Origin of the sequence: Mycobacterium sp. B14F4 (genome assembly GCF_039871645.1) — a bacterium.
Lineage (GTDB): Bacteria > Actinomycetota > Actinomycetes > Mycobacteriales > Mycobacteriaceae > Mycobacterium.
On sequence record NZ_JBDPMF010000007.1, the window covers coordinates 29,670 to 52,008 of the forward strand.

Below are 22,339 nucleotides of genomic sequence, written 5' to 3' on the forward strand. Positions count from 1 at the left end.
CTTACGCCGACGTGAATAAACGCCTCGGCCGGTCGGTCAGGCCATCTCGGGCACCCTGAGGTGCGCAATCGCGAGTTCGAATTCGCCGACGTCGGTGATGTCCGCGCCGAGTTCGCGTGTCCGTGCGTTCCGCAGTTCCCTGGCCTGCTCCCGGTTGCGGTCCATGGCGTCGCGGCTGTCGAAGGTCGCCGACGACACGCTGCGCCCGGTCGACCGGTTCAGCAGCAGGCTCGCGCTGCAGAATCCCTCGAGATCCTCGAGCGCAGGCAGGACCTCGGTCCGGTAGAAGTCGACGGCCCGGTCGACGTGCCCTGGGGGCACCTTCAGCCAGGTGGCGCGCACGCAGGCGCCTTCGCTCGAACGATGGTCGCGGTGCAGTGCGCCCACTTCCCATTGGTCGACGTCGGCATCCCCGCCGAAGATCTCGCCGGCCCGGTTCCGCAACGGCGCTGCCTGGTCGGTGCTGATGCGCAGCGCGTCCTCGGTCTCCCATGCGCTGGTGGCGATGCACCGACCCGATTCGCGGTCGACCAACAGCGAGAGGCCGACGTATCCCTCCATTTCCTGTAGGGCGGGCATGACCTCGTCGCGGATGTATGCGATCCCGGCGTCGATCAATGCGGGTTGCGCCTGAACAGTGGTCGAGCGTGCGTACACGGTTCACCCCTGACATTCGGGGCGGCGCCCCGGTGGCGCCACCGGACAACTCTTCAGCTTCCTCCTCAATGGCTGCTTCGCAACGGAAACGGGCGGAATTCCTCTCGCGGGGCACCGGCTCGTAGGCTCGGTGGCGTGGACTCCGACGTTCTCAACATCGATTCGGCGCGCCGCCGCATCGTCGACCTGACCGACCAGGTGCGCGCCTTCTGCGACGGTCGCGGCGACGGCCTGTGCAACGTGTTCGTGCCGCACGCGACGGCCGGCGTCGCCGTCATCGAGATCGGCGCCGGGTCCGACGACGATCTGGTCGACACGCTCGAACGTCTGCTGCCGCGCGACGACCGCTACCGCCACTCGCACGGCTCACCCGGCCACGGCGCCGACCACGTCCTGCCCGCGCTGGTCTCGCCGTCGGTGACGCTGCCCGTGCAGGACGGCCAGCCGCTGCTGGGAACCTGGCAGAGCATCGTGCTGGTGGATCTGAACCGCGACAACCCGCAACGCACGGTGCGGCTGAGCTTCGTCGCCGGAGCCGCGGACGCGGCGACATCCGATCGAGCCTGACCGGGCACTGCGCGCGTCGCCGGTTCGTTGACTTGTCGACGTGACAACGTCGACCGGTACTGTAGTGCGGTCGAATAGTCGCAGGTATCAGCAACTAAGCAACGAACAAGGACGTGTCAGACGTGCAGACACACGAGATCAGGAAGCGCTTCCTCGATCACTTCGTGAAAGCGGGCCACACCGAGGTGCCGAGCGCTTCGGTGATCCTCGACGACCCCAATCTGCTCTTCGTCAACGCGGGCATGGTGCAGTTCGTGCCGTACTTCCTCGGCCAGCAGACACCGCCCTGGAACAGGGCGACCAGCGTTCAGAAGTGCATCCGCACCCCCGACATCGACGAGGTGGGCATCACCACCCGCCACAACACCTTCTTCCAGATGGCGGGCAACTTCTCCTTCGGCGACTACTTCAAGAAGGGCGCCATCGAGTTCGCCTGGACGCTGCTGACCAATCCGCAGGATCAGGGCGGATACGGATTCGACCCCGAACGGCTCTGGGCGACGGTCTATCTCGACGACGACGAGGCGATGGCGCTGTGGCAGGAGGTGGCCGGCCTGCCGGCCGAGCGGATCCAACGCCGCGGCATGGCCGACAACTACTGGTCGATGGGCATCCCCGGGCCGTGCGGCCCCTCGTCGGAGATCTACTACGACCGCGGCCCGGAGTACGGCATCGAAGGCGGTCCCGAGGCCAACGAGGACCGCTACATCGAGATCTGGAACCTCGTCTTCATGCAGAACGAGCGCGGCCAGGGCACGTCGAAGGAGGACTTCGAGATCCTCGGCCCGCTGCCGCGCAAGAACATCGACACCGGCATGGGCGTGGAACGGGTGGCCTGCCTGTTGCAGAACGTGGACAACGTCTACGAGACCGACCTGCTGCGCCCGGTCATCGACCTGGTGGCCGCGGTCGCCCCGCGCGGCTACGGCAGGGGCGTCCACGATGACGACGTGCGCTACCGGATCATCGCCGACCACAGCCGCACCGCGGCGATCATCATCGGCGACGGCGTCAGCCCGGGCAACGAGGGCCGCGGCTATGTGCTGCGCCGGTTGTTGCGCCGCATCATCCGCGCCGCCAAGTTGCTCGGCGTCGAGCAGCCGATCATGGCCGACCTGATGACCACGGTCCGCGACGCGATGGGTCCGTCGTACCCCGAACTCGTCGCCGACTTCGACCGGATCCAGCGCATCGCCGTGGCCGAGGAGACCGCGTTCAACCGCACGCTGGCCTCCGGCTCCCGGCTGTTCGACGAGGCCGCCCGCGCGACCAAGGCGTCGGGGGCCGACAAACTGTCCGGCAGTGACGCCTTCACCCTGCACGACACCTACGGCTTTCCGATCGAACTGACCCTGGAGATGGCGGCCGAAGCCGATCTCAGCGTCGACGACGAAGGCTTCCGCGCCCTGATGGCCGAGCAGCGGGCGCGCGCCAAGGCCGACGCGGCCGCCCGCAAGCAGGCGCATACGGATCTGTCCGCGTACCGCGATCTCGTCGACGCGGGTCCCACCGAGTTCACCGGCTTCGACGAGTTGACCACCGAGGCGCGGATCCTCGGCATCTTCGTCGACGGCAAGCGGGTCCCGGTGGTGTCACACTGGGGTGGCTCGCACAACGGTGGTCTGGCTGGCGGACCGCCACCCGACCGCGTCGAGCTGATTCTCGACCGCACCCCGTTCTACGCGGAGTCCGGCGGTCAGATCGCCGACGAGGGAGCGATCAGCGGCGCGGGCGCGTCCAGTGCAGCCAAGGCGGCCGTCGTCGACGTGCAGAAGATCGCCAAAACGCTGTGGTCGCACCGCGTCAATGTGGAGTCCGGCGAGTTCGTCGAGGGCGACACGGTGGTGGCGGCCGTCGACCCGAGGTGGCGGCACGGAGCCACGCAGGGGCACTCGGGTACCCACATGGTGCACGCCGCGTTGCGACAGGTGTTGGGCCCCAACGCGGTCCAGGCCGGCTCCTTGAACCGGCCGGGCTACCTGCGTTTCGACTTCAACTGGCAGGGTGCGCTGAGCGAGCAGCAGCGCACCGAGATCGAAGAGGTCACCAACCAGGCCGTCGAAGCCGACTTCGAGGTGAACACGTTCACCACCGAGTTGGAGAAGGCCAAGGCGATGGGCGCGATGGCGCTCTTCGGCGAGCAGTACCCCGACCAGGTCCGGGTGGTCGAGATCGGCGGCCCGTTCTCACTGGAGCTGTGTGGCGGCACGCACGTGCACAACTCGGCGCAGATCGGACCGGTGACCATTCTCGGCGAGTCGTCGATCGGCTCGGGGGTGCGCCGCGTGGAGGCCTACGTCGGACTCGACTCGTTCCGTCATCTGGCCAAGGAGCGCGCCTTGATGGCCGGGCTCGCCTCGTCGCTGAAGGTGCCCTCGGAAGAGGTGCCGGCCCGGGTGGCAAACCTCGTGGAACGGCTGCGGGCCGCCGAGAAGGAACTCGACCGGCTCCGACTGGCCAACGCACGCGCCGCAGCAGCGAATGCCGCCGCGGGCGCCGAGGTTATCGGTAAGGTCCGTGTCGTGGCGCAACGGATGGCCGGTGGGATGTCGGCTGCAGACCTGCGCACCCTCGTCGGCGACATCCGCGGCAAGCTCGGCAGCGACCCGGCCGTCGTCGCGTTGATCGCCGAGGGCGACGACGACTCGGTGCCGTTCGTCGTCGCGGTGAACGCGGCGGCACAGGACCTCGGCCTGCGGGCTAACGATCTGGTGAAGCGGGTGGGTGCCGCGGTCAACGGCCGTGGGGGCGGCAAGCCCGACTTGGCGCAGGGTTCCGGCAGGGGGGCGGCGGGTATCGACGCGGCATTGGCCGCGCTGCGCGCAGAGATCGACCGGAGCTGACCGCGTGGCCCTCTCCGATGACCGTCATCCGGATCGGGCCGGGGGCCCCCTCGACCCTCCCGACCCCGGTCGGGGTCGGCGGATCGGCATCGACGTCGGCACCGTGCGCATCGGGGTGGCCGCCAGCGACCCGGACGGCATCCTCGCCACGCCGCTGGAGACGGTCGAGCGAGACCGCCGCAAGAACTCGGACCGGCACATCCGCCGGCTCGCGGGACTGGTCGGCGAGGTCGGCGCCGTCGAGGTCGTCGTCGGCCTGCCGCGCACCCTTGCTGACCGGTCGGGATCGTCGGCCGAGGACGCCGTCGCGCTGGCCGACGCCCTGGCCCGCCGCATCGCACCGACGCCGGTGCGACTGACCGACGAACGATTCACTACGGTTATGGCCCAGCGCTCGCTGCGCGAGGCCGGGGTGCGCGCCAAGGGGCAGCGATCGGTCATCGATCAGGCGGCTGCGGTAGGCATTCTGCAGAACTGGTTGGACCAACGACGCGCGGCGCCGTGCACGCGAGGAGCGGGCGATCACGGTGCCACGCATGGAGAGGTCGAGGATGACTAACCATTGGAGCCGGGAGCGGGCGGAACCCGTGGCGGTCGGGCCGCCGCGGCGGCGGATGACGCGCGCCGACCGGGTACGGGAAGCACGCAGCCGGCGCAGGCGGCGGGTCGCCGGCGGCCTGACGCTCGGCGTGCTGATCATCGTCGTGATCGGTGCGGTGTTCCTCGGCTCCAAGCTGTGGCATTCGCTGTTCGGCGCCAACGACTTCTCCGGTGACGGTGTCAGCGACGTCGTGATCCAGGTGCGCGACGGCGACTCGACTACCGCCATCGGCAAGACGCTGCAGGACAGCAATGTGGTCGCGGCCGCCAGCACGTTCGTCGACGCCGCCGAGGGCAACGCCGCGATCTCCTCGATTCAGCCGGGCTTCTACAAGGTGCGCACCGAGATCCCCGCCGCCAATGCCGTTGAGCGGCTGGCGGATCCGCAGAACCGCGTCGGCAAGTTGACCATTCCCGAAGGTCGCCAACTCGACGACGTCCGCGACGTCAGGACGAACGCCGTCACCGAAGGCATCCTGACGATGATCTCGCGCGCGACGTGCGTCGACCTCGACGGCGAACGCAAGTGCGTGTCGGCGGATGCACTGAAGGAGGTGGCCGCCACCGCCAGTCCAGCGGAGCTGCAGGTACCCGACTGGGCGTTGAAGCCCGTGACCACCATGGGTGACGACCACCGGCGCCTGGAGGGGCTCATCGCGCCCGGCACCTGGAACATCGACCCGTCGGCGCAACCGCAGGCCATCCTGTCGACGCTGATCTCCGCGAGCGCCACGCAATACGCACAGGGCGGGCTGCTCGACACGGCCGCGGCGATGAACATGTCGCCGTACGAGATCCTCACCGTCGGATCGCTGGTGCAGCGGGAGTCGACGCCGGAGGACTTCGCCAAGGTCGCACGCGTCATCTACAACCGGTTGGCGGAGAACCGCACCCTTGAGTTCGACTCGACGGTCAACTATCCGCTGGACCGGATCGAGGTGGCCACCACCGACGCCGACCGCGGCCAGATGACCCCGTGGAACACCTATGTGCGACCGGGGCTTCCGGCCACGCCGATCTGCTCGCCGAGCCAGCCGGCGCTGGCGGCCGCGGAACAGCCGGCAGCCGGGGACTGGCTCTACTTCGTCACCATCGACATGCAGGGCACCACGCTGTTCACCCGCGACTACGAGCAGCATCTCGCCAATATCGAACTGGCTCAACGCAACGGTGTCCTCGACTCCGCGCGATGAGCGCGAATGGGCGGGAGCGCGATGAGCGCGAATGGGCGGGAGCGCGATGAGCGCGAATGGGCGGGAGCGCGATGAGCCACGCAAGGCCGCGGTGCTCGGTTCGCCGATCGCCCACTCGCGGTCACCACAACTGCATCTGGCGGCATACCGCGCACTCGGGTTGAGCGACTGGACCTACGAGCGCATCGAGTGCACCGCCGAGCAGCTGCCCACGGTGGTCGGCGGTTTCGGGCCCGAGTGGATCGGGGTGTCGGTGACCATGCCAGGCAAGTTCGCGGCGTTGAGGTTCGCCGACGTGCGCACTCCGCGGGCCGACCTGGTCGGCTCGGCGAATACGTTGGTCCGGTCACCGGCGGGCTGGAGAGCTGACAACACCGACATCGACGGTGTGACGGGTGCGCTGGGTGCGGTATCCGGTCGGGCTGCCGTGCTGGGCTCGGGTGGCACGGCGCCCGCCGCCGTCGTGGGGCTGGCCGAGCTCGGCGTCGAGCATGTGTCGGTGGTGGCCCGCAACCGGGAGAAGGCCGCCTCGCTGCTCGCGCTGGCGGCCCGGGTCGGTGTCGACGCGCGGTGGATCGCGCTGGGTGACCCGGTGACCGACGTCGACGTCGTCGTCAGCACCCTCCCGGCCGATGTGGCCGGGCGATATGCCGAGACGATCGCGAGGGTCCCGCTGCTGCTCGACGCGATCTACGATCCGTGGCCCACACCGTTGGCCGCCGCGGTCGAGGGGGCGGGCGGACACGTGATCGACGGCCTGGAGATGCTGCTGCACCAGGCTTTCGCACAGGTCGAGCAGTTCACCGGGATGCCGGCGCCGAAAGAGGCGATGAGGGCGGCGCTCGGCGGGAGTTAGCCTTTCAGGCGTGGGGGAGGCACTCGCGGCCGGCGGTGTGCTGGCCTGGTTGGCGGCGCTGAGCATCGTCGACATGCGGCACCGGCGGCTGCCGAATCATCTGACCCTGCCCGGCGCCACGGTCGTCGTGGTCGGAGCCGCGATCGCCGGACGGGGGATGCCCGCGATGCTGGGAGCGGCCGCACTGTTCGCGGCATATCTACTCGTGCATCTGACCGCACCCGCGGCGATGGGAGCCGGTGACGTGAAACTGGCGTTGGGCGTTGGCGCGTTGACCGGTGCCTTCGGTATCGACGTCTGGGTGCTGGCCGCGCTCGCCGCACCGCTGCTGACCGCCGCCGTCGCATTGCTGCGTTACTCGAAACCGACTGTCCCGCACGGTCCTTCGATGTGTGTGGCGGCAGCGGCGGCCACTGCGCTCGCGATGGTCTAGGTGCCGGCCGTCGGCGGCGGTTCGCTGGTGTCTCGCGGGTTCTGGTCGGCGTACGTAGGCGCCTGCCCGACGCTGGGCAACCCGCGCCTAGAACCGATACTTGCATATTCGCGGTAGGTAGATGCATACTGACGGTATGCGAAACCTCACCCCTGATCTGAAGGCGGTCTCGAGCCGCTACTTTGCGGCTTGGGCCGACCGTGATCCGGACGCCATCGTCGCCCTGCACACCGAAGACACCCGCTTCTGGACGCACACCGGCGCTGCGCCCGTCGTCGGCCGCGATGCGGTACGCGGCACCTTCGCCGGCATCTTCGCGCAGTTCCCGGACTTCTCCTTCGAGACGTACCGCGTGCTGTACGGCGATGATCACTGGGTGCTCGACTGGGCGCTCATCTCCGGCGGTATCCGGTTCGACTGCCTGGACGTGGTCACCGTGTCGGCGGACGGCCTCGTTGCGCGCAAGGACACGTTCATCGACTCCATCCAGTTGCAGGCGGCCCTGAGCGAGGCGAGCGCGTGACCGCGGCGGCCGCGGACCAGCTGCCGCTCGTCGACGCCCTGCCCGTCGAGCACCTCTTCGACATGCACGTCGACCTGCTACCGGCACAACCGATCGCGACGCCGCTGGGAGCCCGGCTGACCTTCGTCACGACCGGCGGAAGCATCGACGGGCCGAAGCTTCGTGGCGAGGTGCTCCCCGGCGGCGGCGACTGGCTGATGGTCGGCAGCGACGGCGTCGGGCGCGTCGACGTACGGGCGACGCTGCGCACCCACGACGATGCGCTCATCCACTACGAAGCCCGTGGTGTCATCAAGATTCCCGCCGACGGGCTCGACCGGCTGGGCGCAGGCGAGGTGCTGCCCTTCGCAGACACCTACGTGCGGACCACTCCCACAATGGAAACGTCCGACGATCGCTACGCCTGGCTCAGCGAGATCGTCACCGTCGGCTACAACGTGCTGTCTCCCAACCACATCGACTATCGCATCTTCCGGGTGCTGTGAGTCGGTCGAAGGCTCCCAGGCGCACGCAGGCCGAGCGCACCGAGGCGACCGTCGCGGCGCTCGTGGAGGCCGCCCGCGAGTTGTTCGCCGCCCACGGGTACGAGGCGACGTCACTGGACGCGGTGGCGGCGCGCGCCGTAGTGACCAAAGGCGCTGTCTATCACCACTTCACGGGTAAACCGCAACTCTTCGAAGCCGTGTTCACCCGCGAGATCGACAGGATGGCAACCCCACTGCTGGCGGCGTACCGCCGCAAGCGGGATCCCTGGGATGCATTCCACGCCGCGTGCCGCGCCTTCCTCGACGAGTGCCTGGACCCCGGCACGCAGCGCATCGTGCTGCTCGATGCGTTCACCGCGCTGGGATGGGAGCGGATGCGCCGTCTGGAGACCCCGCTGCTCGAGATGATGGAGGCAGGCATCACCCGGGCGGTCGATGCGGGCCGGATCGCCAAGCGTCCACCGGGGCCGTTGGCCCACTTCCTGTTCGGAGCGCTGTGCGAGACCGCGATGATCGTCGCTCGCGCTGACGACCAGCAGGCCGCCCACCGGCAGGCCGTCACCGAGATCCGCCGAATCCTCGACGGACTGGTGATCGGTTAATGGCAGGGGTAACCGAGCAGATGCCGGGCGTCGTGCAGGAACTCGTGAATCTGGGTGTTGGCGCCGAAGGCCGACGTGGCCCCCTGGTCGAGACCCACGAAGTACAGCACCAGCAGCGCCAGGAACGTGGTACCGCTGAGCCAGCACGCCGCCGCGAGCCCGGACACGTCGACGCGTGTCGGCGCAAGTGGTTCAGCCATGGTCATCGCCCTTCCCCTTCGGATTGGTCAGCACGTCGTGGTCGTCGATCACCTTCTCCAGCGCGGCCACCCAGTGGTCGTAGTACTCCCAAGCGTCCCTGTCGGTTTCGGGCGTGTCCTCCCAACGGCCGATCGTCTCGATGAGGCTCTGCTGGAAGTCGGCCCACGGGTAGTGGCCGAACTCCGAGAGCGCCAGCGCGAGGCCGAACGCCCTCCGCTGCCACTCGTGGTCGAACTGCGGGGCGGCCTGATCGGTCGTGCAGGTCTCGTGCAGGGTCATGACGCGGGCCCCGCGAGCGCAACTCCCATCATCGACTCGGTCGTCACCAGCTCCATCAGCATCTCGTCGGTGAACTCCTCGGTGCCCGAGGGCCGTTCGGGAATCACGAACCACCGGGAATGACCGCTGCTGTCCCATACCTTGATCTCGGTGTCGGCGGGCAGGTCCACACCGATCTCGCCGAGCACCTTGCGTGGCTCACGGGCCGCCCGGGACCGGAACACCGGATCCTTGTACCAGTAGGGCGGTAGGCCCAGCACCGGCCACGGGAAGCAGGAGCACAGCGTGCAGATGATCAGGTTGTGCAGCCCCGGCGCGTTGGCGACGGCCTGCAGATGCTCACCCTCGGCCCCGGCCATACCCTCGGGCAGATCCAATTCGGCGATCGCCGCCGGGGTGTCGACGACAACGCGCGCGGCGAACTCGGGGTCCGTCCAGGCCCTCACCACGATCTTGCGTCCGTTCAGGGGCGTCATCTCCGATTCGAAGTAGGACAACACCTTGTCCACGGTCTGCCCGGTGATCACTCCCTTGTCGATCAGAAGTGATTCCAGCGCAGCGACTTTGGCCGCGCTGGAGGCCTCACGGTCATCGGGGTAGAAGAATTGGGCGGTCATTGCGTTCCCTTCAGATAAGCCTCGAACAACTCGGCGTAGATCGTCAGCGGGCCACCCTCTGCACGTTGCCCGAACAGTTCCCCGGCCTCGAACGCGACGATGTAGATGGGCATCGGGTCGCCGATGCCGTCGCCCGTGTGCACGAAATAGCCGTAGTCGCCCTCGAAGACGCGCTCGACCGTGCCCTCGCGCTCGCGCAGGTAGCCCGGCAGCCGGGTGTGCGCCGCGGCGGGCACATTGGCGATGCGCACGCGGTCGCCCACCGCGAACTTCGGGTGCGCGACGTCGCGGCGCGGACTGTCGCCCTTGCGCAGATAGGCGATGACCTGCCCGTCGATCTCCGATGCCGGTGCGGGCGACGCAGGAGTGTTGTCCGAGGCGAGTTCGGCCTGACGCGAGGACAATTCGTCCTCGGTCACGTATCCCTGATCGATGAAGAACTGCGTGATGCCACCCAGCCATTTCTCGTAATAGCGGAACTTGAAGTAGTCGAAGGGGTTCATCGCCTCGGCTCCGGTGCGCAGGCTGGCCCAGGTCCACTCGTCCTTGAACGTGGTGGGTACCTCGTCGATGGGGTACTCGGGCAGCGCCGCGCCGAGATGGTTCGACAGGCCCATCATCGCCACATGGATGCCGAAGATCCGCTTCTCCCAGTCCTCGACGAACACCCGCTTCTCGAGGGTGAGGGGTTCGGGCAGGCCCTCCAGTCCGCCGAGATAGTGCTGCAGCTTCACTACGCGGTACTCCCTTGCGCTGTCGGTGCGGCCGGCGTCACGTCGGCCGGCTCTCGGGTCAACACCCCTGCCAGGTACTCCGACAGCAGGCCGAATGACGCGCCCAGGACGCACGCCGTCGCGGCGACGAGGCCGGGATGCGAGATCGTCGTGGCGGTGATCGTGTTGCCGGTGCCCGCGACCGTGGAGACCGTGCTCGCGAAGCCGACGACCACCGCGGGCGTCGTCGAGAGCAGCGGCACCCAGGAGGCCTGCACCATCGCCGCACTGCCGACCCCGACGGCGAGCGCGGTCATCCACAGACCGCCGCCCATCAGGTGGGCGGCGTACAGGCTCGCCGAGGCGATGAGCACACCGACGAGGTTGCTGGCCAGTGACCGCACCCAGCCTGCGAACCCGCCGCCGACGAAGAAGAACGACGCCCACGTCAGGAACACCACCCAGATCGGGACGGTGATCACCTCGGCGGTCAACGCCACCGCCAGTCCGCCGAGCACCCCGATGCTCACCGTCAACGCCGATCGTGAATCCATGGGAAGACTCTGCGGCCTGCTCGTTTCACGGTCGTTTCGCGCTGTTTTCGGTCTCGTGCCGAAATGGCTGGCAGCGGGCGAATCGGTGATACGACGCCGACGTGCGAAAATGGGACACGTGTTGCGATGGACCACAGCTGGTGAATCCCACGGCCGCGCCCTGGTGGCGGTCGTCGAAGGCATGGTCGCCGGCGTCCACGTCACTTCCGGCGACATCGCGTCGCAGCTGGCGCGCCGTCGGCTCGGCTACGGCCGCGGTGCCCGGATGAAGTTCGAGCAGGACCTGGTCACGATGCTGGCCGGCGTGCGGCACGGCGTGACGCTGGGCGGCCCGATCGCCGTGGAGATCGGCAACACCGAATGGCCGAAATGGGAAACCGTGATGGCGCCCGACCCGGTCGACCCCGCCGAGCTGGCCGAGAGCGCGCGCAACGCGCCGCTCACCCGGCCGCGCCCCGGACACGCCGACTACGCGGGCATGCTGAAATACGGCTTCGACGACGCCCGACCGGTGCTGGAACGCGCCAGCGCCCGCGAGACCGCCGCCCGGGTCGCGGCGGGCACGATCGCGCGGGCCTTCCTCTTAGAAGCCCTCGGTGTCGACGTGCTGTCGCACGTCATCTCGATCGGGGCGTCGCAGCCCTACGACGGTCCGCCGCCGCAGGCTGTCGACCTCGCCGCGATCGACGCCAGCCCCGTCCGCGCATTCGACGAGGACGCTGAGAATTCGATGATCGCCGAGATCGAGGCCGCCAAGAAGGACGGCGATACGCTCGGCGGCGTCGTCGAGGTCGTCGCCCACGGACTTCCGGTCGGGTTGGGCTCGTTCACCAGCGGCGACAACCGGTTGGACAGCCAACTGGCCGCCGCGGTGATGGGCATCCAGGCGATCAAGGGCGTCGAGATCGGCGACGGGTTCGAAACCGCGCGCCGCCGGGGCAGCGTCGCCCACGACGAGATGTATCCCGGTCCCGACGGCGTGATGCGCTCGACGAACCGGGCGGGCGGTCTGGAAGGTGGGATGACGAACGGCCAGCCGTTGCGCGTGCGGGCCGCGATGAAGCCGATCTCCACCGTGCCGCGGGCCCTGGCCACCGTCGACATGGTCACGGGTGACGAGGCCGTCGCGATCCACCAGCGCTCCGACGTGTGCGCGGTGCCGGCGGCGGGGGTCGTCGTCGAGACGATGGTGGCGCTCGTGCTGGCGCGGGCGGCGCTCGAGAAGTTCGGCGGCGACTCGCTGACCGAGACGCGCGCGAACATCGACAACTATCTGCGGGCGGTGGCGGAGCGCGAACCGTCCGCACAACCGGTGCAGGCGTCGCGCTGATGGCTCCGAAGGCCGTGCTGGTCGGCTTGCCCGGGTCGGGCAAGTCGACGATCGGCCGCCGGCTGGCCAAGACGCTGAATGTCGAGCTGCTGGACACCGACGCCGCGATCGAGCAGACCACCGGGCGCACCATCGCCGACATCTTCGCCACCGACGGCGAGCAGGAGTTCCGTCGCATCGAGGAGGAGGTCGTGCGCTCGGCGCTGCAGACCCACGACGGCGTGCTGTCGCTGGGCGGTGGTGCGGTCACCACGGCCGGCGTGCGGGAGGCGCTGGCCGGCCACACGGTGGTCTATCTCGAGATCAGCGCCGCCGAGGGGGTGCGCCGCACCGGCGGCAGCACCGTGCGGCCACTGCTGGCAGGCGGCGACCGCAGCGAGAAGTTCAAGGAATTGATGACGGCGCGCGTTCCGCTGTACCGGCGGGTGGCGACCATCCGGGTGAACACCAACCGGCGCAACCCGGGAGCGGTGGTGCGCTACATCGTCGAGCGGCTCGAGAACGGCGACGGACCCCGCCCGCCGCGCCGGCGTCGTCGTCCGCCCTGGCGCCGCGGTCCGTCCTCGCTGACCGCAGAACCGAGCACCGAGGCCCCGCCGTCGCCGGCGGCGGTCGCCGCCCGCAACACAAAGGCCAACCGTGACTGAACCGGTAACCGTTGACGTCCACGTCGATCCGCCGTATCCGGTGATCATCGGCACCGGACTGCTCGGCGAGCTGGAGCGGGTGCTCGAGGGCAGGCACAAGGTGGCGATCCTGCACCAGCCGACGCTGGCGCAGACCGCCGAGGTCATCCGGAAAGCGCTGTCGGACAGAAGTATCGACGCGCACCGCATCGAGATCCCCGATGCCGAGGCGGGCAAGGACCTGCCCGTCGTCGGTTTCATCTGGGAAGTGCTGGGGCGCATCGGAGTCGGACGCAAGGACGCGATCGTCAGCCTGGGCGGGGGAGCGGCGACCGACGTCGCCGGCTTCGCCGCGGCCACCTGGCTCAGGGGTATCGACATCGTGCACGTGCCCACCACGCTGCTCGGCATGGTCGACGCCGCGGTGGGCGGCAAGACGGGCATCAACACCGACGCGGGTAAGAACCTCGTCGGCGCCTTTCATCAACCGGCCGCCGTGCTGGTCGACCTGGCGACCCTGCAGACGTTGCCGCGCAACGAACTCGTCGCCGGGATGGCCGAGATCGTCAAGGCGGGCTTCATCGCCGATCCGGTCATCCTCGACCTGATCGAGGCCGACCCGGAGGCGGCGCTGGATCCCGAGGGCACCGTGCTGCCCGAGCTGATCCGCCGCGCGATCGCGGTCAAGGCCGAGGTGGTCGCCGCCGACGAGAAGGAATCGCAGCTGCGCGAGATCCTCAACTACGGCCACACCCTCGCCCATGCCATCGAGCGCCGCGAGCGCTATCGATGGCGGCACGGTGCGGCCGTGTCGGTGGGTCTGGTGTTCGCCGCCGAACTCGGGCGCCTCGCCGGCCGGCTCGACGACGAGACCGCCGACCGGCACCGGTCCATCCTCACCGCGCTGGGCCTCCCGGTCGGCTACGACGCCGACGCGTTCGGTGAGCTGCTGGAGAACATGGCGGGCGACAAGAAGACCCGTGCGGGTGTGCTGCGCTTCGTCGTGCTCGACGGGCTCGGCAAGCCGGGGCGGCTGGAGGGACCCGACCCGTCACTGCTGGCGGCGGCGTACTCGGAAATCGGGACGGAGTCGTCATGACACAGACGGTGCTGGTGCTCAACGGGCCGAACCTCGGGCGACTCGGTCGCCGCGAACCCGAGGTCTACGGCAGCACCACGCATGACGAAGTGGTCGGGCTGATCGAGCGCGAGGCCGACGCACTGGGGTTCAAAGCCGTTGTGCGGCAGAGCGACAACGAAGCAGACCTGCTGGGGTGGATACACGCCGCTGCCGATGCCGGCGATCCGGTGATCCTCAATGCCGGTGCGCTCACCCACACGTCGATCGCCCTGCGCGACGCCTGTTCCGAACTGCGCGCACCGCTGATCGAGGTGCACATCTCGAACGTTCACACGCGCGAGGAGTTCCGGCACCACTCGTATCTCAGCGCGGTGGCGACCGGGGTGATCGTCGGACTGGGCGTGCAGGGTTACCTGCTCGCGTTGCGCTATCTGGCCGCGACGACGGTGTCGAGTCCGGTCGACGACGAAGGAACCGCGTAGATCGCGATGCCCGGGACGGCTGACCCGGCACGCGTGACGTAGACGGGCGGACGTCGATCCAAAAGTGGGGTAGTGCCCTACCCCTTTGGGTTGCGCGCGGTCAACTGACGATCGGATCCGATGGGTTCGTTGAACTCGAAAGGGGATCGTCATGTTTGCCGCACTTCGCCCGTATACGACCGCTGGCATCGCGATCGTCGGAGCCGGCGTCATCGCCGTCGCCCCGACAACCGTGCCGCCACCGGACCTGCCGGCGGTCGAAGTCGCAGCTGTGGACGCCGTTCGGACGGTGAGCGCCGAGGTGGCATTGACCGCACTGCCCGAGGCGCTTCTGGCGGCGGCAGCGGAAGCGGTGGCCGGCACCGTGACATTCTTCCTCGAAACGGTGCCCGCCGTGGTCCTGGCCGACATCGCCGCGGGCCGGTTCGGTCACGCCGCGGCGATATCGATCGCGGCGATCGCGGTCGGGTATTCACTTCCGTGGGCGCCGCTCGTCAGCGCCTTGGCCAATGAGTTACCCCTGCCCCTCGGCACGTTCGATGGAGTCCTCCAGCAGGGCCTCTTCTTGGTCAATTCCCCGCCCTCGATACCTGTTGACTTGCTTCTGTTGGCAGCCAACGTCGTCGACGGTTTCATCTCGCCCGCCGACTTCCCTGACTTGGCGCTGGCCGCGATCACCACCCGGATCACGGCCGCCGTCGAGAGCATCCAGAAGATCGTCGCCGCGATCGGGGGTGCGCTCCCGGTGTCGGCACTCGAGTTCCAGACGTTGGCCGTCGACGACGAGCTTCCAGACGCCTCGGCTGACCTATCGACCGCCGAATTGTCCTCGCAGAGCATCACTTCCGTCGCGTTCGACGCGTCCGTGGGCACCGCGACCGTCACCGTCGACACGGCGACACCCGAGGACCTCGATGAGAACGACGCCGCCGCACCCGGCGAAACCGGAGAGCAGGAAGACGAGCCACAGGAGGTGGCCGGTGAGGACGAATCGCCCGATGGCGCAACGGATCTCTCGGATGGAAACAAGGCCGGGCCCGGTGTCGCCGGTAGCGACCTCGGGAGCGGCAGTGACGAGGAGTCGACCACCGTCGTCGCCGAAGAGGGCACCGTCAACGACGGAGGGGAGCCCACCGAGGACGCCGGTGAGGGCGGCGCTGGGGACGATGCGAGTGCGGCCGAGTAGGCCGGCGGCGCTTAGGCCTGTTCCTGGCGCCGCGCGGTGTCAGCGCTGTCGTCCCGGTCGGGATTGACGGCCGAGAACACGTCGGTGTCGGCGCGGTCTTCCTCATGGACCGAGCCGTGGTGTGGAACCTCTTGCCCCTTGCGGTCGACGAGGTAGCGCCCGAGCGCCACGCCGGCCATCGACAGCAGGAACACCACCAGCGCGGTGAACGCGGCGAACGTCGTCACCTCGTTGATCAGCGCCTCGACGTAAAGGCTCTTGTAGAACATTGAGATGAACCAGGCGACGAGGCCGCTGACGATGCCGGCGAAGAGCCCGGCCATCAGCCACGTCATCGCCAGGTCGCCGCGGCGGTCCGGGTCGGGGTTGGCTCGGGCGTCGGCCCGGCCGTCGACCAAGCCCCACGCGAACGCCGCGAGCGCGAACAGAACCACCAGCACGATGCTGATCAATCCGGCCCTGGTTTCCCACGTATTGATCAGCGCGCCCTGCAGCAATCGCACAATCACCATCAGGGCCGCGAACACCAGTCCGCGCAGCAACCACTTACTCATGGGGCCACACCTTAGCGAGTAGCGTCATCAGCTGTGACTATTTCACAGCGCCGGGATCGGCTGCGCGCGAGGCTCGCCGCTGCCGACCTCGACGCCATGTTGGTGTCCGACCTGGTCAACGTGCGTTACCTGACCGGCTTCACCGGCTCCAACGCCGCCCTGCTCGTCCGCGTCGCCGACGGGACGCCGGTGCTGGCCACCGACGGGCGCTATCGCACGCAGGCCGCGCAGCAGAGTCCGGACGCCGACGTCGTCATCGAGCGGGCCTGCGCACCGCACCTGGTGGCCGCGGCCGCGGCCGCCGGCGTGCGGCGCCTGGGCTTCGAGAGCCACGTGGTGACCGTCGACGCGTTCAGCAGGCTCTCCGAGGCGGCCGGTGACCAGACCGAGCTGGTGCGCGCCGCGGGAACGGTGGAGGCGCTGCGCGAGGTGAAGGACGCCGGTGAGATCGCGCTGCTGCGGCTGGCCTGCGAGGCGGCGGACGCCGCGTTGCAGGATCTGGTCGACCGGGGTGGACTGCGGGCAGGGCGCACCGAGAAAGAGGTGAGGGGTGAACTGGAGGCGTTGATGCTCGAGCGCGGCGCCGACGGCCCGTCGTTCGAGACCATCGTGGCGGCCGGGCCCAACTCGGCGATCCCGCATCACCGGCCGACCGATGCCGTGCTGGCCCGGGGCGACTTCGTCAAGATCGACTTCGGAGCCTTGGTGTGCGGCTACCACTCCGACATGACCCGGACGTTCGTGCTGTCGCCGGTAGCGGACTGGCAGCGCGACGTCTACGGGCTGGTGGCGGCCGCGCAGCGGGCGGGCCGGGAGGCGCTGGCGCCGGGAGCCTCGCTCAAGGCCGTCGACGCCGCATCGCGGCAGGTCATCGCCGACGCGGGATACGCCGACCACTTCGGCCACGGGCTGGGTCACGGCGTCGGTCTGCAGATCCACGAAGCGCCGGGAATCAACGCTGCCTCCGCCGGTACACTTCTTGCTGGCTCCGCGGTGACCGTGGAGCCCGGCGTCTATCTGCCCGACCGTGGCGGTGTCCGGATCGAGGACACGCTGGTGGTAGGCGACAACGCTCCCGACTTACTCACCCGGTTCCCCAAGGAGCTGGCCATCCTCTGACAGGAGAACAACCGACCGTGGCAACGACCGCCGACTTCAAGAACGGCCTCGTCCTCCAGATCGACGGGCAGCTGTGGCAGATCGTCGAGTTCCAGCATGTCAAACCGGGCAAGGGGCCGGCCTTCGTGCGCACGAAACTGAAGAACGTGTTGTCCGGCAAGGTCGTCGACAAGACCTACAACGCCGGGGTGAAAGTCGAGACCGCGACCGTGGACCGGCGCGACGCGACATACCTGTACCGCGACGGTTCGGACTTCGTGTTCATGGACTCGGAGGACTACGAGCAGCACCCGCTGCCCGAGTCGTTGGTCGGCGATGCGGCCAATTTCCTGCTCGAGAGCATGCCGGTGCAGATCGCCTTCCACAACGGCGCTCCGCTGTATCTCGAACTGCCGGTCACCGTGGAACTCGAGGTGACCCACACCGAGCCCGGCCTGCAGGGGGACCGGTCCAGCGCCGGCACCAAGCCCGCCACCGTCCAGACCGGGGCCGAGATCCAGGTGCCGCTGTTCATCAACACCGGAGACAAGCTCAAGGTGGACTCGCGCGACGGCAGCTACCTCGGTCGGGTGAATGCCTGATCGCAGAGGCGACTCGAGCCGGACTGGTCGGCCCGACCGTGGCCGTCATCAGGCGCGTAAGCGCGCCGTCGACCTGCTGTTCGAGGCGGAGGCGCGCGGCATCACCGCTGCCGAGGTGGCCGAGTCCCGTAATGCCTTGGCCGACACGCAGGACGACGTCGCGCCACTGAACCCGTACACCGTGACCGTGGCATGTGGCGTCACCGAGCACTCGGCGCACATCGACGACCTGATCGCCGCGCACCTGCAGGGCTGGACGCTGGACCGGCTCCCCGCCGTCGACCGCGCGATCCTTCGCGTGGCGGTGTGGGAACTGCTGCACGCCGAGGATGTGCCCGAACCCGTCGCTGTCGACGAGGCCGTCGAACTCGCCAAGCAGTTGTCGACCGACGACTCACCGGGTTTCGTCAACGGCGTGCTGGGTCAGGTGATGCTCGTGACGCCCCAGATCCGGGCGGCCGCCCAAGCCGTCCGGGGGGTTGGCGACGGTAGCGCGGGGTAGCCGGAAATGCCCGCACCGCAGGACTGGGCGCCGTACTCGAGCGTCGACGCGGCGGCGCGGGTGTACCTGCGTGACCCCGACCTCGCGCTGGACCAACTGCGGCCGGTGGTGGACCTGCCGAGCATCAAGTCGTTCATCATGTCGCGCCTCACCGAGGAGTCCTGGGGTGAGGCCCTCTGGCAGGAGGTCGTGCTGACCGACGGGCACCGGCTGATCATGTGGCGCGCCGACGACGAGATGGCGACCTCGGGGGAGCGGGAACACCGGGTGCTCAACGCCTCGGTGCGCACGATCCTGTTGTCGACGATCACCGACCATGTGCTCACCGCGGAATACGATGTGCTCGAGGACAACACCCGCAGGCTCTCGGAGGTCCGGCTGCGGATGTACACGCAGTTGATCACCCGGTCGCGGCAGAAGTCGGCCACCGAATCCGACATCTACTGCGAGTCGTTCCGGTATTTCAGGTCCGTCGACAACGGCGGGCTGGCACAGATGCAGAGGCTCCTGCAGTTCGGCCGCGTGTTGTCGCGGAGTATGCAGTAGATCCTGCGGCGAAGGGGAGTTGCCATGGATACCACTGTCCGGAGTTCCACCCGGGTGACCGGATTCGAAGACCCCGAGCTCGATTTCCAGCTGCTGCGCCAACTCGGTTCCGCGGCATACGGCGGCGCCTCGGTCGGCGAGTGCCTGGCCGTGGCGGCGCGGATCCGCGACGCCGGGCCCCAGACGTGGTCCGACGAGTTCGCCTCGCTCGCCGAGCGGCAACGGGCCGACGCCGACGAGCGAGCGGCCGCCGGCCACGCCACCAGCGCGCGTGAGCGTTACCTGCATGCGTCGAACAGTTACCGTGCCGCCGAATACTTTTCGCCATTCGGCACCGATCGCCATGTCTCGCTGGGGCTCGCCAGCCGGGCGGCGTTCCTGGCCGGGATGGCCGATGCCGGCGTCGAGCAACTGTGGGTGCCGTGGCGCGGGCAGCGATTGCCGGGATACTGGTTCGCGCCGCCGGGCGCCACCGGGGCAGGCCCGACGCTCGTCGCCACCAGCGGCTTCGACGGCACGCTGGAGGAAACCTACTTCCAGGTCGGTCTGTCCGCTCTGCAGCGCGGCTGGCGGGTGATGCAGATCTGTGGTCCCGGCCAGATGGACACCGCCCGAACCGAACCCGACAGCCACTTCGTGCCCGACACCGAAACCTGGGTGTCGGCGTGGATCGACTCGGTGCTCGAGCGCCCGGAAGTCGACCCAAAGCGCCTGGCGCTGCTCGGGATCAGCTTCGGCGGATACTTCGCGACGCGGGCCGCCGCACACGATCCACGGGTGCGCGCGCTGGTGGCCAATTCGCCGGTGATCGACTTGCGCGCCTACCTGGTGTCGTTCGTCGCCGGCATGGGAGGTGACCCGCAAGAGGTGCTCACCCCGGAGGAGGATTTCAGCCTTGCCGACATCGACCGGATCCCCGACGAGGAAATGCCACCGCCGATCAAAGAGATGTCACGGTCGCTGATCCGACGCTTCGGGCAGACGACATTCCTCGGCACGTTCGACTATCTGCGACGGTTCACGGTCGATCCGGCGTCGGTGGCATGCCCGGCGCTGGCGCTGGTGGGATCGGGGGAAGGTGGGGAACCCATCCGCCAGTACGAGCTGTTCGCCGATCAGGCAGGCGGACCCGTGACGCGGCGGATGTTCACCGGGGCCGAGGGCGCCGACACGCACTGCCAGTTGGGCAATCTCACGCTGTCGAACGCGGTCACGCTCGACTGGCTGGACGAAACCCTGCGCTGACTCGATTTACAGTTCCAGGGCCCGATACGTCCGGCGCACGAACTTCGGCTGTGCCCCTTGCAGTTTCGCCAGTGACGTATTGCCTGCGATGGCGGCGGCGTCGACGTTGAGGTCCGGCAGGTTCTGGATCAGGTAGATCAGGATCAGGTCGGCCGCGGGATCGGCCTGCCACCACGTTCCGTATGCGCCCGGCCAGCTGAACGTTCCAGCACCACCGGGACCGAACAGTTGCCGCGACTTCGCCGGATCGGTCACCACCGACAGGTTCAACCCGAACCCGCGTCCCACCCAGAACGGCGCACCCAGGAAGGGGTGGCGCTTCTGTTCGTCGGTGAGCCGGTCGGTGCGCATCAGCCGTACGGAGTCCTCGGACAGCACACGGACGCCGTCGAGCGTCCCGCCGCCCAGCAGCATCCGCGCGAAGCGCAGGTAGTCGTCGACGGTCGACCACAGCCCCGCGCCACCTGTACAGAAGGGAGGGTCGGTGATCGGGGCGGGCCCCATCACGTCGTGGCGCAGGATGTTGTCCTTGTCCAGCTTGTACATCGTGGCCGCGCGGCGCCGCCCGGCCATGCCCACCGCGAAGCCGGTGTCGGCCATGCCGAGTGGCCCGAAGATCCGCTCCGCCAGGACCTCGGAGAGCGGTTTGCCCTCGATCCGCGACAGCGCGATGCCGAGCACATCGGTCGAGTGGCTGTAGGTGAGCCGCTCGCCGGGCTGGTGTGCCAGGGGTAACTGCGCCAGTTCGGCCAACCACCGGTCCTGGTCCTGACGAAACGACATCCGACCGTACGCCCGGCTCAATGGGCCCGGCACGGAGAAGGCGTAGGCCAGCCCGCTGCGGTGGGTCATCAGGTCGTCGATCGTGATCTGCCGCCGCGACGGGGTGGTCCTGTCCAGTTCGCCGTGAGCGTCGGCCAGGACACGCATGTCGGAGAGTTCGGGCAGCCACCGGGCGACCGGGTCGGTGAGGCCGAGCTTGCCCTCCTCGACGAGGCTCAGCGCGGCCGCCACGGTCACCGGCTTGGTCATCGAGGCGATGCGGAAGATGGTGTCGCGTTGCATCGGCAGTCCGGCGTCGACATCGCGGTGGCCGAGCTCGTTGACCTGAAGCACGTCGCCTGCGTGCCACACCAGCGTCACCGCGCCGGCCAGTAGTCCGGCGTCGATCGCCTCGCGGATGGACGCCGCGTTCCCGTCGAGTTTCATCGCCGCCAAGCGTACTGATGTCGCGGAAAGGGTCTCGAACACGAGGTGCTAAGCTCGCCGCAGTTTCGACGTCCTTTAACGATCCGTCCAGAGAGGCGGAGAAGGAGGTCAGAGTCGCTTGGGCGCCAACACCGGCCCGTCAGGCACCGACCGGGAGCTGATGTCCGCCGCGGACGTCGGCCGAACCATCTCCCGTATCGCCCATCAGATCATCGAGAAGACCGCACTCGACGGTCCCGACGCACCGCGCGTCATCCTGCTCGGCATACCGACCCGGGGCGTCACGCTGGCCACCCGGCTCGGCGAAAAGATCATGGAGTTCTCCGGCGTCACCGTCGCGCGGGGCGCCCTGGACAACACGCTCTACCGCGACGACCTCGACTTCAAGCCGCCGCGTGCCCTGGAGGAGACGACGATCCCGGAGAGTGGGATCGACCAGGCCCTGGTGATCCTCGTCGACGACGTCCTCTACACCGGACGATCGGTGCGCGCGGCGCTCGACGCCCTGCGCGACATCGGCAGGCCCCGCGCGGTCCAATTGGCGGTGCTGGTCGACCGTGGCCACCGCGAGCTGCCCCTGCGCGCCGACTACGTCGGCAAGAATGTGCCGACGTCACGCAGCGAGAACGTCAAGGTGCGCCTTGCCGAAGATGATGGAGTCGACGGCGTGTCGATCGCACCTCATGGAGGACCCGCCCGGTGATGAGCGCTTGCGCCGCGATGAGCCCTTGGGCGAAGAGCCGACGATGAAGAAG

At 68.6% G+C, this 22,339-nt stretch carries 27 protein-coding genes and 1 pseudogene; 20 read left to right on the forward strand and 8 right to left on the reverse strand.

Translation table 11 applies throughout. From position 1 onward, the window contains the following. Positions 1–36: 36 nt before the first annotated feature. Positions 37–657: a hypothetical protein gene (locus ABGB19_RS19195; RefSeq protein ID WP_347687581.1), complete on the reverse strand. Its 621-nt coding sequence runs from the start codon at positions 655–657 to the stop codon at positions 37–39. A gap of 135 nt (positions 658–792) precedes the next feature. On the opposite strand from ABGB19_RS19195, the gene ABGB19_RS19200 reads away from it, so the two are divergent. The 9 genes from ABGB19_RS19200 (at position 793) to ABGB19_RS19240 (ending at position 8,759) form a co-directional block, all read left to right on the forward strand. Next, positions 793–1,224: a secondary thiamine-phosphate synthase enzyme YjbQ gene (locus ABGB19_RS19200; protein ID WP_347687582.1), complete on the forward strand. Its 432-nt coding sequence runs from the start codon at positions 793–795 to the stop codon at positions 1,222–1,224. A 122-nt stretch (positions 1,225–1,346) separates the two neighbouring features. Continuing rightward, positions 1,347–4,067: an alanine--tRNA ligase gene (alaS, locus tag ABGB19_RS19205; protein WP_347687583.1), complete on the forward strand. Its 2,721-nt coding sequence runs from the start codon at positions 1,347–1,349 to the stop codon at positions 4,065–4,067. A 4-nt stretch (positions 4,068–4,071) separates the two neighbouring features. After that, on the forward strand, positions 4,072–4,626 hold the full coding sequence (gene ruvX / locus ABGB19_RS19210) for a Holliday junction resolvase RuvX (protein ID WP_347687584.1): 555 nt from the start codon (positions 4,072–4,074) through the stop codon (positions 4,624–4,626). Beyond that, the gene (locus ABGB19_RS19215; protein WP_347687585.1) at positions 4,619–5,860 is read left to right on the forward strand and encodes an endolytic transglycosylase MltG; all 1,242 of its coding nucleotides are present in this window, start codon (positions 4,619–4,621) and stop codon (positions 5,858–5,860) included. The genes ruvX and ABGB19_RS19215 overlap by 8 nt, the downstream gene beginning before the upstream one ends. A gap of 46 nt (positions 5,861–5,906) precedes the next feature. Further along, a complete protein-coding gene (locus ABGB19_RS19220; RefSeq protein ID WP_347687586.1) occupies positions 5,907–6,716 on the forward strand; it encodes a shikimate dehydrogenase in 810 nt (269 codons plus the stop codon). A 10-nt stretch (positions 6,717–6,726) separates the two neighbouring features. Next, positions 6,727–7,149, forward strand: coding sequence for an A24 family peptidase (locus ABGB19_RS19225; protein WP_347687587.1), 423 nt, complete (start codon positions 6,727–6,729; stop codon positions 7,147–7,149). A 136-nt stretch (positions 7,150–7,285) separates the two neighbouring features. Continuing rightward, entirely contained in the window at positions 7,286–7,672 is a 387-nt protein-coding gene (locus ABGB19_RS19230) for a nuclear transport factor 2 family protein (protein WP_347687588.1), read from the forward strand. After that, on the forward strand, positions 7,669–8,157 hold the full coding sequence (locus ABGB19_RS19235; protein ID WP_347687589.1) for a DUF3237 domain-containing protein: 489 nt from the start codon (positions 7,669–7,671) through the stop codon (positions 8,155–8,157). The genes ABGB19_RS19230 and ABGB19_RS19235 overlap by 4 nt, the downstream gene beginning before the upstream one ends. Further along, positions 8,154–8,759 carry a helix-turn-helix domain-containing protein gene (locus ABGB19_RS19240; RefSeq protein WP_347687590.1) on the forward strand — a complete coding sequence of 202 codons (606 nt, stop codon included), beginning with the start codon at positions 8,154–8,156 and terminating at the stop codon, positions 8,757–8,759. Before ABGB19_RS19235 ends, ABGB19_RS19240 begins: the two co-directional genes overlap by 4 nt. On the opposite strand, the gene ABGB19_RS19245 is transcribed toward ABGB19_RS19240, so the two are convergent. From ABGB19_RS19245 to ABGB19_RS19265, 5 genes are read right to left on the reverse strand one after another with little or no spacing between them, the layout of a single operon-like run. Next, a complete protein-coding gene (locus ABGB19_RS19245; protein ID WP_347687591.1) occupies positions 8,756–8,965 on the reverse strand; it encodes a CbtB-domain containing protein in 210 nt (69 codons plus the stop codon). The genes ABGB19_RS19240 and ABGB19_RS19245 overlap by 4 nt on opposite strands. Continuing rightward, positions 8,952–9,239, reverse strand: coding sequence for a nitrile hydratase accessory protein (locus tag ABGB19_RS19250; RefSeq protein ID WP_347687592.1), 288 nt, complete (start codon positions 9,237–9,239; stop codon positions 8,952–8,954). Before ABGB19_RS19250 ends, ABGB19_RS19245 begins: the two co-directional genes overlap by 14 nt. Further along, positions 9,236–9,856 carry a nitrile hydratase subunit alpha gene (nthA, locus tag ABGB19_RS19255; RefSeq protein WP_347687593.1) on the reverse strand — a complete coding sequence of 207 codons (621 nt, stop codon included), beginning with the start codon at positions 9,854–9,856 and terminating at the stop codon, positions 9,236–9,238. The genes ABGB19_RS19250 and nthA overlap by 4 nt, the downstream gene beginning before the upstream one ends. Then, positions 9,853–10,590, reverse strand: coding sequence for a nitrile hydratase subunit beta (nthB, locus tag ABGB19_RS19260; protein WP_347687594.1), 738 nt, complete (start codon positions 10,588–10,590; stop codon positions 9,853–9,855). The genes nthA and nthB overlap by 4 nt, the downstream gene beginning before the upstream one ends. Continuing rightward, positions 10,590–11,123 carry a DUF1097 domain-containing protein gene (locus ABGB19_RS19265; RefSeq protein WP_347687595.1) on the reverse strand — a complete coding sequence of 178 codons (534 nt, stop codon included), beginning with the start codon at positions 11,121–11,123 and terminating at the stop codon, positions 10,590–10,592. The genes nthB and ABGB19_RS19265 overlap by 1 nt, the downstream gene beginning before the upstream one ends. Before the next feature lie 118 nt (positions 11,124–11,241). On the opposite strand from ABGB19_RS19265, the gene aroC reads away from it, so the two are divergent. The 5 genes and pseudogenes from aroC (at position 11,242) to ABGB19_RS19290 (ending at position 15,828) form a co-directional block, all read left to right on the forward strand. Next, positions 11,242–12,453, forward strand: coding sequence for a chorismate synthase (gene aroC / locus ABGB19_RS19270; RefSeq protein ID WP_347687596.1), 1,212 nt, complete (start codon positions 11,242–11,244; stop codon positions 12,451–12,453). Then, positions 12,453–12,953, forward strand: a pseudogene (locus ABGB19_RS19275) (shikimate kinase); the annotation flags it as partial. The gene aroC and the pseudogene ABGB19_RS19275, both read left to right, overlap by 1 nt. Before the next feature lie 139 nt (positions 12,954–13,092). After that, on the forward strand, positions 13,093–14,178 hold the full coding sequence (gene aroB, locus ABGB19_RS19280; RefSeq protein WP_347687597.1) for a 3-dehydroquinate synthase: 1,086 nt from the start codon (positions 13,093–13,095) through the stop codon (positions 14,176–14,178). After that, positions 14,175–14,642 carry a type II 3-dehydroquinate dehydratase gene (gene aroQ / locus ABGB19_RS19285; protein ID WP_347687598.1) on the forward strand — a complete coding sequence of 156 codons (468 nt, stop codon included), beginning with the start codon at positions 14,175–14,177 and terminating at the stop codon, positions 14,640–14,642. Before aroB ends, aroQ begins: the two co-directional genes overlap by 4 nt. 151 nt (positions 14,643–14,793) lie before the next feature. Next, positions 14,794–15,828, forward strand: a complete 1,035-nt coding sequence (locus tag ABGB19_RS19290) for a hypothetical protein (RefSeq protein WP_347687599.1) — start codon at positions 14,794–14,796, stop codon at positions 15,826–15,828. An 11-nt stretch (positions 15,829–15,839) separates the two neighbouring features. Here ABGB19_RS19290 and ABGB19_RS19295 read toward each other — a convergent pair whose 3' ends face one another. Then, positions 15,840–16,382, reverse strand: a complete 543-nt coding sequence (locus ABGB19_RS19295) for a B-4DMT family transporter (RefSeq protein ID WP_347687600.1) — start codon at positions 16,380–16,382, stop codon at positions 15,840–15,842. A gap of 33 nt (positions 16,383–16,415) precedes the next feature. Here ABGB19_RS19295 and ABGB19_RS19300 point away from each other — a divergent pair, with 33 nt between their 5' ends. The 5 genes from ABGB19_RS19300 to ABGB19_RS19320 are packed head-to-tail and all read left to right on the forward strand — an operon-like array spanning position 16,416 to position 20,375. Continuing rightward, on the forward strand, positions 16,416–17,501 hold the full coding sequence (locus ABGB19_RS19300) for a Xaa-Pro peptidase family protein (RefSeq protein ID WP_347687601.1): 1,086 nt from the start codon (positions 16,416–16,418) through the stop codon (positions 17,499–17,501). Positions 17,502–17,518: 17 nt separating this feature from the next. Then, a complete protein-coding gene (gene efp, locus ABGB19_RS19305) occupies positions 17,519–18,082 on the forward strand; it encodes an elongation factor P (protein ID WP_347687602.1) in 564 nt (187 codons plus the stop codon). Continuing rightward, the gene (nusB, locus tag ABGB19_RS19310; RefSeq protein WP_347687603.1) at positions 18,075–18,584 is read left to right on the forward strand and encodes a transcription antitermination factor NusB; all 510 of its coding nucleotides are present in this window, start codon (positions 18,075–18,077) and stop codon (positions 18,582–18,584) included. Before efp ends, nusB begins: the two co-directional genes overlap by 8 nt. Positions 18,585–18,590: 6 nt before the next feature. Further along, positions 18,591–19,130 carry a hypothetical protein gene (locus tag ABGB19_RS19315; RefSeq protein ID WP_347687604.1) on the forward strand — a complete coding sequence of 180 codons (540 nt, stop codon included), beginning with the start codon at positions 18,591–18,593 and terminating at the stop codon, positions 19,128–19,130. Positions 19,131–19,154: 24 nt separating this feature from the next. Further along, positions 19,155–20,375, forward strand: coding sequence for a prolyl oligopeptidase family serine peptidase (locus tag ABGB19_RS19320; RefSeq protein WP_347687605.1), 1,221 nt, complete (start codon positions 19,155–19,157; stop codon positions 20,373–20,375). Positions 20,376–20,381: 6 nt separating this feature from the next. Here ABGB19_RS19320 and ABGB19_RS19325 read toward each other — a convergent pair whose 3' ends face one another. Next, a complete protein-coding gene (locus ABGB19_RS19325) occupies positions 20,382–21,584 on the reverse strand; it encodes a serine hydrolase domain-containing protein (RefSeq protein ID WP_347687606.1) in 1,203 nt (400 codons plus the stop codon). Between the two features lie 118 nt (positions 21,585–21,702). Here ABGB19_RS19325 and pyrR point away from each other — a divergent pair, with 118 nt between their 5' ends. Next, positions 21,703–22,287 (forward strand): bifunctional pyr operon transcriptional regulator/uracil phosphoribosyltransferase PyrR, encoded by a 585-nt coding sequence (gene pyrR, locus ABGB19_RS19330; protein WP_347687607.1) that lies wholly within the window; start codon positions 21,703–21,705, stop codon positions 22,285–22,287. The last annotated feature ends 52 nt before the right edge of the window (positions 22,288–22,339 follow it).

Coding starts and splice junctions, on each gene's coding strand:
- ABGB19_RS19215 (WP_347687585.1), top strand. CDS start 4,619: ATGACTAACCATTGGAGCCGGGAGCGGGCGGAACCCGTGGCGGTCGGG.
- ABGB19_RS19320 (WP_347687605.1), top strand. CDS start 19,155: ATGGATACCACTGTCCGGAGTTCCACCCGGGTGACCGGATTCGAAGAC.
- aroQ (WP_347687598.1), top strand. CDS start 14,175: ATGACACAGACGGTGCTGGTGCTCAACGGGCCGAACCTCGGGCGACTC.
- ABGB19_RS19315 (WP_347687604.1), top strand. CDS start 18,591: ATGCCCGCACCGCAGGACTGGGCGCCGTACTCGAGCGTCGACGCGGCG.
- ABGB19_RS19230 (WP_347687588.1), top strand. CDS start 7,286: ATGCGAAACCTCACCCCTGATCTGAAGGCGGTCTCGAGCCGCTACTTT.
- nusB (WP_347687603.1), top strand. CDS start 18,075: ATGCCTGATCGCAGAGGCGACTCGAGCCGGACTGGTCGGCCCGACCGT.
- ABGB19_RS19325 (WP_347687606.1), bottom strand. CDS start 21,584: ATGAAACTCGACGGGAACGCGGCGTCCATCCGCGAGGCGATCGACGCC.
- ABGB19_RS19250 (WP_347687592.1), bottom strand. CDS start 9,239: ATGACCCTGCACGAGACCTGCACGACCGATCAGGCCGCCCCGCAGTTC.
- ABGB19_RS19220 (WP_347687586.1), top strand. CDS start 5,907: ATGAGCGCGAATGGGCGGGAGCGCGATGAGCCACGCAAGGCCGCGGTG.
- ABGB19_RS19265 (WP_347687595.1), bottom strand. CDS start 11,123: ATGGATTCACGATCGGCGTTGACGGTGAGCATCGGGGTGCTCGGCGGA.
- ABGB19_RS19290 (WP_347687599.1), top strand. CDS start 14,794: ATGTTTGCCGCACTTCGCCCGTATACGACCGCTGGCATCGCGATCGTC.
- ABGB19_RS19245 (WP_347687591.1), bottom strand. CDS start 8,965: ATGACCATGGCTGAACCACTTGCGCCGACACGCGTCGACGTGTCCGGG.
- nthA (WP_347687593.1), bottom strand. CDS start 9,856: ATGACCGCCCAATTCTTCTACCCCGATGACCGTGAGGCCTCCAGCGCG.
- ABGB19_RS19295 (WP_347687600.1), bottom strand. CDS start 16,382: ATGAGTAAGTGGTTGCTGCGCGGACTGGTGTTCGCGGCCCTGATGGTG.